This window comes from Gammaproteobacteria bacterium (assembly GCA_037388465.1).
Taxonomy (GTDB): domain Bacteria; phylum Pseudomonadota; class Gammaproteobacteria; order SpSt-1174; family SpSt-1174; genus JARRKE01.
This window is the reverse complement of sequence record JARRKE010000013.1, coordinates 13,916-27,425: the sequence shown is the minus strand read 5'-3', so window position 1 is coordinate 27,425 and position 13,510 is coordinate 13,916. Positions and strand designations below refer to the sequence as shown.

The following is a 13,510-nucleotide window of genomic DNA, read 5'->3' as shown; positions in this document are numbered from 1 at the left end:
TTTAGTCATCCCACCGTCTTATGTCAGCAGAACACAGGCCCTTGATAGAGGTGCAGGACCTGCACTTCAGCCGTAACGGAAGACCGATCTTCGCCGGGCTCGATCTCGAAATCGGTGCCGGTCAGCTTACGGCCGTGATGGGGCCGAGCGGGACCGGCAAGACCACGTTGCTGAAGCTGATCGGCGGACAGCTGCGCCCCGAGCGCGGCCGGGTGCTGGTCGATGGGCAGGACGTGCACCGGCTGAAGACCGGCGAGCTGTACCGGTTGCGCAAACGCATGGGCATGCTGTTTCAGACCGGTGCCCTGTTCACGGACCTGAACGTCTTCGAGAACGTGGCCTTTCCGCTGCGAGAGCACACCCGCCTGCCGGAGGAGATGATCAGCGACCTGGTGCTGCTCAAACTGGAGGCGGTGGGCCTGCGCGGTGCACGCGACATGATGCCGGCCGAGCTGTCCGGCGGCATGGCGCGTCGGGTGGCGCTGGCGCGGGCGATCGCGCTGGATCCCATGATGATCATGTACGACGAACCGTTCACCGGCCTCGACCCGATCACCATGGGTACCATCGTGAGCCTGATCAAGAAGATGAACGACGCCCTGGACCTGACCAGCATTGTGGTCTCGCACGACGTGCCGGAGACGGTTTCCATCTCGGATTACATTTATCTGATCGCGGACGGGCGCGTCATCGCCCAGGGCACGCCACAGGAACTGGATGCGACCGGTTCGCCCTGGGCGAGGCAGTTCATGCAGGGGCTGCCCGACGGGCCGGTTCCCTATCACTATCCCGCGCAAAGCCTGGAGCGCGACCTCGGTCTGGAGACAACACAATAATGGTCGATATGTTGCAGCGGTTGGGCAGTTGGGCGCTGGGGTCGTTCGAACGCCTCGGGCGGGGCGGTCTGTTTTTCCTGTTTACCCTGGGTGGCCAGCCGGCCCTGCTGCCGCGCCCCGGCCTGGTGCTGCGCGAGCTGTATTCGGTCGGAGTCCTGTCCATGGTCATCATCGTGGTCTCCGGACTGTTCGTGGGCATGGTGCTGGGGCTGCAGGGTTACAATACACTGGTGACTTTCAATGCCGAGGAGTCGCTCGGCACGGTGGTGGCGCTTTCCCTGGTGCGCGAACTCGGGCCGGTGGTGACGGCGTTGCTCTTCGCCGGGCGGGCCGGTTCGGCGCTGACTGCCGAGATTGGCTTGATGAAGGCCACCGAACAGCTGTCGGGGATGGAAATGATGGCGGTCGATCCGATGAAACGGGTCATCGCGCCGCGTTTTCTCGGCGGCGTGCTGGCGATGCCGTTGCTGGCGGCAATGTTCAGTGCGGTGGGCGTGCTGGGCGGCTGGTATGTGGGGGTCGGCCTGCTGGGTGTCGACGACGGGGCGTTCTGGTCGCAGATGCAGGCTCACGTGAGCCTGCGCGAGGACATCATGAACGGCGTCATAAAGAGTCTGGTGTTCGGCGTGGTGGTGACCTGGATCGCGCTGTTCGAGGGCTATGACTGTATTCCCACCTCCGAGGGGGTGAGCCGGGCGACCACGCGAACGGTAGTGAACAGTTCGCTGGCCGTCCTGGGCTTGGATTTCGTCCTGACCGGACTCATGTTCAACAAATGACCGAGGACTTATGGACTCGAAGCGAAAAATAGAAATCTGGGTCGGCCTGTTCGTGGCCGCCGGCTTCGCCGCGCTCTTCATGCTGGCCATGAAGGTGAGCAACCTGAGTGCCCCGGGCGATGCCAAGGGCTACACGGTAACGGCGGAATTCCAGAATATCGGCGGACTCAAGGTGCGTGCGCCGGTGACCATGGCGGGGGTGACCATCGGTCGCGTGACCGGGGTGAATTTCGATCCCAAGAGCTTCAAGGCCAGGGTCACCATGAACATCGAGGATCGCTACAATTTCCTGCCGGCCGACAGCCAGGCCAGCATTTACACGGCCGGTCTGCTGGGCGAGCAGTACATCGCCATTCAGCCCGGGGCCGAGGATGCGGTGCTCAAGAACGGTGGCCAGATCATGTACACCCAGTCCGCCGTGATCCTGGAACAGATCGTCGGCAAGATTCTGGTCAGCCTCACGTCCAAGTAATGCCGAAGGAGAGCGGAATGAAGACTTTGATCAAGCGCAGTCTGGCGGTCTGGTTGGTTGCGGCGTTTGTTTCGGTCAGCGCCTGGGCCGGCGATGCAAGCGCACCGCAGGCGCTGGTCAAGCAGACCGCGGACAAGGTCCTGAAGATCCTCAACGACAACCCCGGCAAGGCCAAGAACGATCCCCAGTTCCTGTATGGCCTGGTGGACAAGGTGATCCTGCCGGTGGTCGACTTCAACGCCATGTCCAAACTGATCCTGGGCGTGAACTGGCGTTCGGCGACGCCGCAGCAGCGCAGCGATTTCCAGACGGCGTTCCAGACCCTGCTGGTGCGCACCTACACCCGCTCGTTGGCCGAATATTCCGGCAAGACCATTCGTTACCTGCCGTCGCGGCCGTCGAGCAATCCGCGTTTCGCTCAGGTGGATACCGAGATCCTCCAGGGCAGCGGCAAGCCCAATCTGCCGGTGACCTATCGTCTGATCAAGACCCGCTCCGGGGACTGGAAGGTCTACGATATCGTCATCGACGGCCTGAGTCTGGTAACCAATTACCGCAGTACCTATCAGCAGAAGATCGCCACGGAAGGGCTGGAGGCCCTGATCAAGGAGATTCAGGCGCTCAACAAAAAGGCGGCACAGGGCAACTCCGGTCATTCCGGCGGTTCGGCAACGGCCCAGAAATGAGCATCCGCCTCGAGCAGGTCGGGCCCGGCCAGTCCCGCCTGGTGGGAGCGTTGAGCTTCGAGACCGTCCCTGAGTTCTGGCGGCAGTTCGACGCCGCCGGCCTGTTCGAGGGGGGCGGCGACGCCGCCCTGCAGGTTGATCTCAGCGGTGTGACCCGCGCCGACAGCGCCGGCATCGCTCTGCTGCTGGCGCTGATGCGCGAAGCACGCGGGGCGGGGCGGCAACTGGTTTTCGCCGGTTTGCCCGACCAGCTGGCGCGCATGATCGAGGTCTCCGATCTGGAATCCGTCATCCCGCGGCAGATTGCTTGAGGTCGCGCCGGTGCCCTGAGGGGCGGATTTCCTATATCATCCCCGCTTTTCCCCCGGCAGGGGGCGCGCCCTCTGCCCTCAGGTCCCGATTTCGATGGAAAAGCTGATCATTCACGGCGGTAAGCCGCTTTCAGGCGACGTGCGCATCTCCGGCGCGAAAAACGCCGTATTGCCCATTCTGGCCGCCACCTTGTTGGCGGATACCCCCATGCAGGTGGGCAACGTGCCTCATTTGCACGACGTCACCACCACCATGGAATTGCTGGGGCGTATGGGCACCACCCTCACCGTCAACGAGCGCATGGTGATCGAGGTGGATCCACGCACCATCAATTCGTTCCGCGCACCTTATGAGCTGGTCAAGACCATGCGCGCGTCCATCCTGGTGCTGGGGCCGCTGCTGGCCCGTTACGGCCGGGCCGAGGTTTCCCTGCCGGGCGGCTGCGCCATCGGTTCGCGTCCCGTCGATCTGCATATCAGGGGGCTGCAGGCGATGGGGGCCGACATCAAGGTGGAGAACGGCTACATCATCGCCGAGGCCAAGCGTCTCAAAGGCGAGCGCATCGTCATGGACCTGGTATCGGTGACCGGCACCGAAAACCTGATGATGGCGGCGGCCCTGGCCGATGGGCGTACGGTGATCGAAAACGCCGCCCGCGAGCCCGAGGTGATCGATCTGGCCAGATGCCTGAACGCCATGGGTGCGGACGTGAAAGGGGCGGGGACGGACACCATCGTCATCGACGGTGTGGAGCACCTGATGGGCTGCCAGTACGACGTGCTGCCGGATCGTATCGAAACCGGCACCTTTCTGGTGGCCGCGGCCATGACCGGCGGTCAGGTGCGGGTGCGTCATGCCGATCCCTCGCTGCTGGACTCCGTGCTGCAAAAACTTCACGAGGCGGGCGCCAATCTCAGCATTGAAGGCGATGCCATCGCCTTGGATATGAAGGGCAACCGTCCGCGGGCGGTCAGTGTGCGTACGGCGCCGTACCCGGCCTTCCCGACGGACATGCAGGCGCAGTTCACGGCCATGAACAGCGTCTCCGAAGGGTCGGCGACCATCACGGAGACGGTGTTCGAAAACCGCTTCATGCATGCCGAGGAGATGCGCCGCATGGGGGCCGATATCCATATCGAGGGCAATACCGCCTTTACCCGCGGTATCGAGCAGCTCAAGGGGGCGCAGGTCATGGCGACCGATCTGCGTGCCTCCGCCAGTCTGATCCTGGCCGGCCTGGTGGCGGAAGGGGAGACTGTGGTCGATCGTATCTATCACATCGACCGTGGTTACGAATGTATCGAAGAAAAACTCGCAACCCTGGGTGCCTCCATTCGCCGCGTCCCGGACTGAGCCGATTATGAGCGACACGACGCTGACCATTGCCCTGTCCAAGGGGCGCATATTCAAGGAAACCCTGCCGCTGCTGGCGGCCGCGGGCATCGTGCCCCAGGACGATCCGGAGACCAGCCGCAAGCTGATCCTCGACACCAACCTGCCAGCAGTTAAACTGGTCATTATCCGTGCCACCGATGTACCGACCTATGTCCAGTACGGCGCGGCGGACCTCGGCGTTGCCGGCAAGGATGTGCTGATGGAGCACGGCGGCGAGGGGCTGTACGAGCCGCTGGACCTGCGTATCGCCCGCTGCAAGCTGATGGTGGCGGGGCCGGAAGGTTCGCCGGCGACGCGCGGGCGGATGCGTATCGCCACCAAATTCGTGAACACCACGCGGCGTTACTATGCCGAGCAGGGCCGCCAGGTCGAGATCATCAAGCTGTACGGTTCGATGGAACTGGCGCCGCTGGTCGGTCTGGCGGACCGCATCGTCGACCTGGTCGACACCGGCAATACCCTGCGGGCGAACGGGCTGGCGCCGCTGGAGCATATCGCCGACATCAGTTCGCGCCTGGTCGTGAACAAGGCGGCCATGAAGATGAAGGCGTCGGTTATCAAGGACCTTCTCAGTCAGTTGAAAGATGCTGTAGAATCAAAAAATTAGTACTTAAATTAGACTACGTCCAAGACATGAGGTACGCCACAGACGATCTGCGCATTCAAGGCATCCTCGAGGTGACGCCGCCGGTGCGGTTGCACGAGGAATTGCCGATTACGGATGCCGCCTCGGAAACCGTATTCAGCGCCCGCAAGGCGGTGCAGGACATCCTGCATGGGCGGGACGATCGCCTGCTGGTCATCTGTGGACCCTGTTCGATTCACGACGTGGACGCCGCGCTGGATTACGCCGCGCGTCTCAAGGCGCTGAACGAGCAGTTGTCGGATTCGCTGTTCGTGATCATGCGCGTGTACTTCGAAAAGCCACGCACCACCGTCGGCTGGAAGGGGCTGATCAACGACCCCAACCTGGACGGCAGCTTCCAGATCAATCAGGGCCTGCGCAAGGCGCGCGGCCTGTTGCTGTCCCTCGCCGACATGGGCATGCCGGCGGCGACCGAATACCTGGACCTGATCAGTCCCCAGTACGTGGCCGACCTGGTCAGCTGGGGCGCGATCGGGGCGCGCACCACGGAGAGCCAGGTGCATCGCGAGCTGGCCTCCGGCCTGTCCTGTCCGGTGGGTTTCAAGAACGGTACCGACGGCGGGCTGCAGATCGCCATCGACGCGATCCGTTCCGCCTCGCAGCCGCATCACTTCCTGTCGGTGACCAAGGAAGGCCGTTCGGCGATCTTTTCGACCTCGGGCAATCCCGACTGCCACATCATTCTGCGCGGCGGACGTGAGCCGAATTACGACGCCAAGTCCGTCCAGGCGGCGACCGCCAAGCTGGTCAGCAGCGGTCTCGAGCCTCGCCTCATGGTCGATCTGAGTCACGCCAACAGCCGCAAGCAGTACGAGCGCCAGGTGGTGGTGGGGCGCGACGTCGCCGACCAGCTGGCCAGCGGCGAGCGGGCGATTACGGGGGTGATGATCGAGAGTCATCTGGTCGCCGGCCGCCAGGACAACACCCCCGGCGAAGAACTGGTCTACGGCCAGAGCATCACCGATGCCTGCCTGGGCTGGGACGCTACCGAACCCCTGCTGATGGAGCTGGCCGAAGGAGTACGCCAGCGCCGTGAACTGCTCAACAAGGGCGGCCGCGAAAGCGCCTGACCTTACCCGCAGCGGAGCCTTTCGCAATGACCGACGCCACGCTCAATATTCGCCGTCTCGATGCCGGCGCGCCCGATTTCCGCGCCCGGCTCGACGCCCTGCTGGCCTGGGAAAGCGTATCCGATGCCGCGGTGCTGCAGACGGTCAACGAAATCATCGCCCGGGTTCGCGCCGAGGGCGACGCGGCGGTGCTCGACTACACCGAACGGTTCGACCACCTGACGGCGGATACCATGGCGGAGCTTGAGCTGCCGCGCGCGCGCCTGGAACAGGCGCTGGCCGCGATCGACGGCGAGACCCGCAGCGCCCTGGAGCGGGCGGCGGAACGGGTGCGCGCCTATCACGAACACCAGCGGTTGGAATCCTGGCGCTACACCGAGGCGGACGGCACGGTGCTGGGGCAGCAGGTGACACCGCTCGACCGCGCAGGCCTGTACGTGCCGGGCGGCAAGGCGGCCTATCCCTCGTCGGTGCTGATGAACGCCATCCCGGCCAAGGTGGCCGGGGTGCCCGAACTGATCATGGTGGTGCCCGCGCCCGGTGGCGAGCTCAACGAGCTCGTGCTGGCCGCCGCCGCCGTGGCCGGGGTGGACCGTGTGTTCACCGTCGGTGGCGCCCAGGCGGTGGCGGCGCTCGCCTACGGGACGCAGACGGTGCCGCAGGTCGACAAGATCGTCGGACCCGGCAACATCTACGTAGCCACGGCCAAGCGCATGGTGTTCGGTGCGGTCGGCATCGACATGATTGCCGGTCCCTCCGAGATCCTGGTGGTCTGCGACGGCCAGACCGACCCCGACTGGATCGCCATGGACCTGTTCTCCCAGGCCGAGCACGACGAGGACGCCCAGTCCATTCTGGTGACGCCCGATGCCGCTTTTGCCGACCGGGTGCTGGCCAGCATGCAGCGCCTGCTGGCCGACATGCCGCGCGCGGACATCATCCGTGCCTCCCTGGAAGGGCGGGCTGCGCTCATCACGGCGCGCGACATGGACGAGGCCATCGAGATCGCCAATCACGTCGCGCCCGAACACCTGGAGCTGTCGGTCGCCGACGCCGAGGCGGTCGCGGGGCGCATCCGCCACGCCGGTGCGATCTTCATGGGCCGCTACACCGCCGAGGCGCTGGGCGATTACTGCGCGGGCCCCAATCACGTGCTGCCCACCTCGCGCACCGCGCGGTTTTCCTCCCCGCTGGGCGTATACGACTTCCAGAAACGTTCCAGCCTGATCGGCTGCTCGCCGACCGGTGCCGCCACCCTGGGCAAGACGGCGCGCGTGCTGGCCGAGGGCGAGGGTCTGTACGCACACGCAGCTTCCGCAGCGTATCGTCTGCAAGACTGAGCCATGAGCCGCTACTGGAGCGACGTGGTGCAGCGCCTGACGCCCTACGTCCCGGGCGAACAGCCGAAGGTCGACGACCTCGTCAAGCTCAACACCAATGAAAATCCCTACGGCCCGTCGCCGCGGGTGCTCGAGGCCATCCGCGCCGAGGTGAGCGAGTCGCTGCGGCTGTACCCCGATCCCGAGTCCGAGCGCCTCAAGCAGGCCGTGGCCGACTACTACGCCATTCGTCCCGGGCAGGTCTTCGTCGGCAACGGCTCGGACGAGGTGCTGGCGCATGTGTTTCATGGCTTGCTGCAACATGCCGAGCCGCTGCTGTTCCCGGATATCACCTACAGCTTTTATCCGGTGTACAGCGGCTTGTACGGCATCGACTACCGCACCGTACCGCTCACCGGGGATTTCCAGATCCGCGTCGCCGACTACCTGCAGCCCAACGGCGGGATGATCTTTCCCAATCCCAACGCTCCCACGGGATGCCTGCTGCCGCTGGCCGACATCGAATGGCTGCTCGAGCGCAACCGCGATACGGTGGTGGTGGTCGACGAGGCCTATATCGACTTCGGCGGCAAAAGCGCGGTGGCGCTGATCGAACGCTATCCCAATCTGCTGGTCGTGCAGACCCTGTCCAAGTCCCGCTCGCTGGCCGGACTGCGCATCGGCCTGGCGCTCGGGTCAAGAACAGCTTCAATTCCTATCCGCTCGACAGGCTGGCCGTTGCCGGCGGGGTGGCCGCTTTCGAGGACCGCGACTATTTCGAACGGACCCGGCAGACCATCATCGACAGCCGGGCGCAGGTCGCGGCGGGACTGCAGGCGCTCGGCTTCGAGGTCCTGCCCTCGGCGGCCAATTTCGTGTTTGTCCGCCATCCCGGCCACGACGCGGGCGCCCTGGCGAGCGGATTGCGGGAGCGGCGGGTGATCGTGCGGCATTTTCGTGACGGGCGCATCGCGCAGTTCCTGCGCATCACCATCGGCACCCCGCAGGCCAACGAGCGGCTGCTGGCGGCGCTGGGCGAACTGATCGGCGGCGTGATGGCGGCACTGCAGGACATCGTTGACTATTGCGATGCCTTGCTGGAGCCGTGGCGGTTTCAGGATTACTGCCCTAACGGGTTGCAGGTCGAAGGGCGCGAGCGGGTGGCCCGCATCGTGTGCGGCGTGACGGCCAGCCAGGCGCTGCTGGACGCCGCGCTTGCGGAAGGCGCTGACGCCGTTCTGGTGCATCACGGTTATTTCTGGCGCGGCGAGGACCCGACCCTGCGGGGCATCAAGCGGGCGCGGCTCGCCACTTTGCTGAACAACGACATCAGCCTCATTGCCTACCATCTGCCGCTGGATGCCCATCCCGAAGTGGGCAACAACGCCCAGCTGGCCCGGCGTCTGGGGCTGGAGGTGCTCGGCACACTCAATGCCGAAGGGGTGGGCAGCCACGGCCGTTTGCCGGGCGCGGTAACCCCGGAGGGGTTCGCGTCGACCCTGGCCGGTGCACTGGACCGCACGCCGTTGCATATCGAGGGTGGACCGGCCTCGATCCGCACCGTCGGCTGGTGCACCGGCGCCGCCCAGGGGTACATCGAGCAGGCGGTCGCGCTGGGGCTGGATGCCTTCGTCAGCGGCGAGATTTCCGAGCAGACCGTCCATGTCGCGCGTGAGGCGGGAATCCACTACTTTGCAGCCGGTCATCATGCCACCGAACGTTACGGCGTACAGGCGTTGTCAGGGCGTCTGGCGGGGGAATTCGGGGTGGACTGGGAGTTCGTGGAGATCCCCAATCCCGTCTAAAAGGTTTCGCTCCAAGGCGCAAACCGTAAATCAATAGCTTAGCGGCCGACGGCCTTGCATGGGGAACATGGGGAGTATTTGGCTGTCGTATCGCGCGCGACGTCCTTCCAGGAAAAACAACCCTGCAAAACTTGACCTCAATGGGAAGTTAGGGGATTCTACCGGGCTTTTGGCGGGCCCTGCTTGCGGTTTCGCCTGGGGCAACATTCTTAAACAACGCCCTCTACAACGCATTGAGAAAGATCAACAGCCTCCATAATAAGTCCTCTCGGGAGAGTGATGATGTCTGAGCAAGCCGTAGATAAAGGCCGGCGTCGGTTTCTGATAGCCGCCACTAGCGTCGTCGGCGGCGCTGGCGTCGTGGCGCTTGCGGTGCCATTCGTATCCTCGATGGAGCCGAGCGCCAAAGCCAAGGCGGCCGGTGCCCCGGTCGAGGTGGATATCTCCAAGGTCGAGCCGGGTCAGCTGCTGCGCGTAGCCTGGCGCGGCAAGCCCATCTGGGTGGTGAACCGCACCAAGCAGATGCTGGAGAACCTGCCCAAGAATGATCCCCGCCTGCGCGACCCGCATTCCAAAGAACCGCAACAACCCAAGTACTGCCAGAACGACCAGCGGTCCATCAAGCCTGAGTACTTCGTGGTTATCGGTATTTGTACGCATCTCGGGTGTTCACCGACCTACCGCCCCGAGATCGCCCCGCCGGACCTGGGCCCGAACTGGCTCGGCGGCTGGCTCTGCCCCTGCCATGGTTCGCTGTACGATCTGGCGGCCCGCGTCTTCCAGGACGTGCCGGCACCGCTGAACATGGTGGTTCCGCCGCACAACTATCTGTCCGATATGCGCATCCAGGTGGGTGTCGATCCTAAAGGAGCTGCCTGATGAATAAGACTCTGACTGCCCTGCTGGGCTGGATCGATGCGCGCTTCCCGCTGACCAAGACCTGGGAAGAGCATCTCTCCAAGTACTACGCCCCGAAGAACTTCAACTTCTGGTACTTCTTCGGTTCGCTGGCACTGCTGGTGCTGGTGATCCAGATCGTGACCGGTATCTTCCTGACCATGAACTACAAGCCGGACGGTGCTCTGGCCTTCGGTTCCGTCCAGTACATCATGCGTGATGTGAACTGGGGCTGGCTGATCCGGTACATGCACTCCACCGGCGCGTCCGCGTTCTTCATCGTCGTCTACCTGCACATGTTCCGCGGGCTGATGTACGGCTCGTACAAGAAGCCGCGCGAACTGGTGTGGATCTTCGGCATGCTGATCTATCTGGCGCTGATGGCCGAGGCCTTCATGGGCTACCTGCTTCCCTGGGGGCAGATGTCCTACTGGGGCGCCCAGGTCATCATCTCGCTGTTCAGCGCCATTCCCGTGGTGGGTGACGATCTCGCGCTGTGGATTCGCGGCGACTTCGTCGTGGCCGACGCCACGCTGAACCGCTTCTTCGCGTTGCACGTCATCGCGGTGCCGCTGGTTCTGCTGCTGCTGGTCGTGGCGCACGTCATCGCCCTGCACGAAGTCGGATCCAACAACCCCGACGGCGTGGAAATCAAGAAGAAAAAGGACGACAAGGGCATTCCGCTGGACGGCATCCCCTTCCATCCGTATTACACGGTGAAGGACATCGTCGGCGTGGTGGTGTTCCTGATGTTCTTCTTCGGCGTGGTGTTCTTCGCCCCCACCGGCGGCGGCTACTTCCTTGAAGACAACAACTTCATCCCGGCCAACCCGCTGAAGACCCCGCCGCATATCGCGCCCGTGTGGTACTTCACGCCGTTCTACACCGTGCTGCGTGCGGTGCCTGACAAGTTCCTGGGCGTGGTGGCCATGTTCGCCGCCATCGTGCTGCTCGCGCTGCTGCCCTGGATCGATCGCAACCCGATCAAGTCGGTACGCTACCGCAACGTGATGTTCAAGTGGCTGCTGGGCGCCTTTGTCCTGGACTTCGTCATCCTGGGCATTATCGGCGTGAAACCGGTGACCACCTTCTTCAAGGAGATGGGTGTGCGCTGGGCCGAGGTCTACTTCCTCTGGTTCTTCGTGATGTGGGCCTATACCAAGCAGCGTTCCAAGGGCTTCGGCATTATCAGCTGGGGCGTGCTGCTGGGCCTCGTGACCCTGTGGGACTTCATGCGCTATACGCCTGATACCCTGCACCTGATGATGAAGGCCTGGTTGATCCCAGCCGTCTTCCTCACCGTGTTCCTGCTGTTACCGGCACTGTTGAGCCGCGTTACTGCCGAGAAAACCGTACCGGAGAGGGTGACCTTCAAATGAACAAGAAACTGATTGCTGTACTGCTGGCCGCCCTTCTGCTTCCGGCGCTTGGCCGTGCCAGTGAGGAGAATGTTCACCTCGACAAGGCCAACATCGACGTGTCCGACAAGGCCGCGCTGCAGCGGGGCGCGAAGTACTTCGTCAACTACTGCCTGAGCTGCCACTCGGCGAAGTACATGCGCTACAACCGGCTGGTCAAGGATCTCGATCTGACGCCCGAGCAGGTGAAGCAGAACCTGATCATGACCAACCGCAAGATCGGCCAGACGATGGAAGTCGCGCTGCGTCCCGTGGACGGCAAGAAATGGTTCGGCAACCCGCCGCCCGATCTGAGCGTGATCGCGCGCCAGCGCGGTGCGGACTGGCTGTACACCTATCTGCGCAGCTTCTACCTGGATCCGTCGCGTCCGACCGGCGTGAACAACGTTGTGTTCCCCAAGGTCGCCATGCCCGACGTGCTCTGGGAACTGCAGGGCTGGCAGGAGCCGGTGTACAAGACGGTGGAGCTTGAGGATGGCCAGAAAGAGCAGGTCATCGATCATCTGAAGCTGGTTGCGCCCGGCAAGATGACGCCGCCGCAGTACGACCAGATGGTGCGTGACCTGGTGACCTACCTCGCCTACATGGGCGAGCCCCGGCAGGTGCTGCGTAAAGAAATGGGTGTTTGGGTGCTCCTCTTCCTGGGCCTGCTGTTCGTGGTAGCCTATCTGCTGAAGAAGGAATACTGGAAAGACCTGCATTAAGGAATCGCGGGGGGCAGGGACGCCCCCTTTCCCGTTCCGATACCTGAGCAGCAGAACAAGGGGAGCTGAACATGGCGTTGATCGCCAATCGTAGATCTGTGATGACCCTGTTTTCGGACCCCCTTTCGGCCGAAAGCCACAGGGCGCGCATTGTACTGGCGGAGAAAGACATCACCGCCGACGTCATCGACATCGACCCGGACAACAAACCCGAGGATCTGGTCGAACTCAATCCCTACAACACCGTGCCGACCCTGGTCGATCGCGACCTCGTTCTGTACGAGACCCGGGTGATCATGGAATACCTCGACGAGCGGTTTCCGCATCCGCCATTGATGCCCGTCGATCCGGTATCCCGCGCGCGCGCGCGTCTCGCGCTGTACCGTGTCGAACGTGACTGGTACGGCATGCTCGACGAGATGGACAAGGCGGATGCGCGTCAAATGCCGCAGCTGCGCAAGATCATGAAGGAAAGCCTGCTGTCGTCGGTGGATGTGTTCCGCGCCAAGCCGTTTTTCCTGAGTGACGAACTGACTCTGGTGGATTGCACCATCGCGCCGGTTCTGTGGCGCCTGCCGCACTACAATATTGATCTGCCGCCTCAGGCCAAGTCCATCGAGGAATATGCCGACAGGCTGTTCAAGCGTCGCTCCTTCCAGATCAGTCTCTCCGAGGCAGAGCGGGAAATGCGCTGACCGCGCCTGCTGATACTGATACCGCTTTGTGCCTACCGTCTACACTCTGGGGACGAACGTTTCGGTTCCCGGGATGAATTGCCGATGACCTCCAGCCGTCCCTATCTTATCCGCGCCATTTACGAGTGGGTTGTGGATAACGGAATGACGCCCTATCTCCTGGTCGACGCAGCCAACGAGGATACCCTGGTACCGCGGGAATTCGTCGAGAACGGCAAGATCGTGCTCAATGTCGGACCCATGGCGGTCAACGGACTCACGCTGGGTAACGACGAAGTCAGCTTCAATGCCCGGTTCCGCGGCGAACCGATGCAGGTGATCGTCCCGGTGCAGCATGTGCTGGCGATCTACAGCCGCGAGAACGGCCAGGGGATGATCTTTTCCGAGGACGGCGACGACGAACCGAATCCGCCACAGGGTGGTGGGAAGGATCGCGGCGACCGGCCGAAACTTCGGGTGGTGAAGTAGCGCTTCGT

At 63.3% G+C, this 13,510-nt stretch carries 15 protein-coding genes and 1 pseudogene; all 16 read left to right on the top strand.

Features of this window, described 5'->3' with window-relative positions:
• Positions 1–20: 20 nt before the first annotated feature.
• Positions 21–836 (top strand): ABC transporter ATP-binding protein, encoded by an 816-nt coding sequence (locus P8Y64_04270; protein MEJ2059682.1) that lies wholly within the window; start codon positions 21–23, stop codon positions 834–836.
• Entirely contained in the window at positions 836–1,615 is a 780-nt protein-coding gene (gene mlaE, locus P8Y64_04265; protein ID MEJ2059681.1) for a lipid asymmetry maintenance ABC transporter permease subunit MlaE, read from the top strand. Before P8Y64_04270 ends, mlaE begins: the two co-directional genes overlap by 1 nt.
• 10 nt (positions 1,616–1,625) lie before the next feature.
• Entirely contained in the window at positions 1,626–2,087 is a 462-nt protein-coding gene (gene mlaD, locus P8Y64_04260) for an outer membrane lipid asymmetry maintenance protein MlaD (GenBank protein ID MEJ2059680.1), read from the top strand.
• 17 nt (positions 2,088–2,104) lie between these two features.
• Positions 2,105–2,773, top strand: a complete 669-nt coding sequence (locus P8Y64_04255) for an ABC transporter substrate-binding protein (protein ID MEJ2059679.1) — start codon at positions 2,105–2,107, stop codon at positions 2,771–2,773.
• Positions 2,770–3,084: an STAS domain-containing protein gene (locus P8Y64_04250; protein ID MEJ2059678.1), complete on the top strand. Its 315-nt coding sequence runs from the start codon at positions 2,770–2,772 to the stop codon at positions 3,082–3,084. The genes P8Y64_04255 and P8Y64_04250 overlap by 4 nt, the downstream gene beginning before the upstream one ends.
• 94 nt (positions 3,085–3,178) lie before the next feature.
• Entirely contained in the window at positions 3,179–4,438 is a 1,260-nt protein-coding gene (murA, locus tag P8Y64_04245) for a UDP-N-acetylglucosamine 1-carboxyvinyltransferase (GenBank protein MEJ2059677.1), read from the top strand.
• A 7-nt stretch (positions 4,439–4,445) separates the two neighbouring features.
• Entirely contained in the window at positions 4,446–5,087 is a 642-nt protein-coding gene (gene hisG, locus P8Y64_04240) for an ATP phosphoribosyltransferase (protein MEJ2059676.1), read from the top strand.
• A gap of 26 nt (positions 5,088–5,113) precedes the next feature.
• Positions 5,114–6,196, top strand: coding sequence for a 3-deoxy-7-phosphoheptulonate synthase AroG (gene aroG / locus P8Y64_04235; protein MEJ2059675.1), 1,083 nt, complete (start codon positions 5,114–5,116; stop codon positions 6,194–6,196).
• A gap of 26 nt (positions 6,197–6,222) precedes the next feature.
• On the top strand, positions 6,223–7,536 hold the full coding sequence (gene hisD / locus P8Y64_04230) for a histidinol dehydrogenase (GenBank protein MEJ2059674.1): 1,314 nt from the start codon (positions 6,223–6,225) through the stop codon (positions 7,534–7,536).
• Positions 7,537–7,539: 3 nt separating this feature from the next.
• Positions 7,540–8,552, top strand: a pseudogene (gene hisC, locus P8Y64_04225) (histidinol-phosphate transaminase).
• A gap of 18 nt (positions 8,553–8,570) precedes the next feature.
• On the top strand, positions 8,571–9,320 hold the full coding sequence (locus P8Y64_04220; GenBank protein MEJ2059673.1) for a Nif3-like dinuclear metal center hexameric protein: 750 nt from the start codon (positions 8,571–8,573) through the stop codon (positions 9,318–9,320).
• 282 nt (positions 9,321–9,602) lie between these two features.
• Entirely contained in the window at positions 9,603–10,199 is a 597-nt protein-coding gene (gene petA / locus P8Y64_04215) for a ubiquinol-cytochrome c reductase iron-sulfur subunit (GenBank protein MEJ2059672.1), read from the top strand.
• The gene (locus P8Y64_04210; protein MEJ2059671.1) at positions 10,199–11,596 is read left to right on the top strand and encodes a cytochrome b N-terminal domain-containing protein; all 1,398 of its coding nucleotides are present in this window, start codon (positions 10,199–10,201) and stop codon (positions 11,594–11,596) included. Before petA ends, P8Y64_04210 begins: the two co-directional genes overlap by 1 nt.
• The gene (locus P8Y64_04205; protein ID MEJ2059670.1) at positions 11,593–12,339 is read left to right on the top strand and encodes a cytochrome c1; all 747 of its coding nucleotides are present in this window, start codon (positions 11,593–11,595) and stop codon (positions 12,337–12,339) included. The genes P8Y64_04210 and P8Y64_04205 overlap by 4 nt, the downstream gene beginning before the upstream one ends.
• Before the next feature lie 71 nt (positions 12,340–12,410).
• Positions 12,411–13,034, top strand: a complete 624-nt coding sequence (locus P8Y64_04200) for a glutathione S-transferase N-terminal domain-containing protein (GenBank protein MEJ2059669.1) — start codon at positions 12,411–12,413, stop codon at positions 13,032–13,034.
• An 84-nt stretch (positions 13,035–13,118) separates the two neighbouring features.
• Positions 13,119–13,502 carry a ClpXP protease specificity-enhancing factor gene (locus P8Y64_04195; GenBank protein ID MEJ2059668.1) on the top strand — a complete coding sequence of 128 codons (384 nt, stop codon included), beginning with the start codon at positions 13,119–13,121 and terminating at the stop codon, positions 13,500–13,502.
• Positions 13,503–13,510 lie beyond the last annotated feature (8 nt).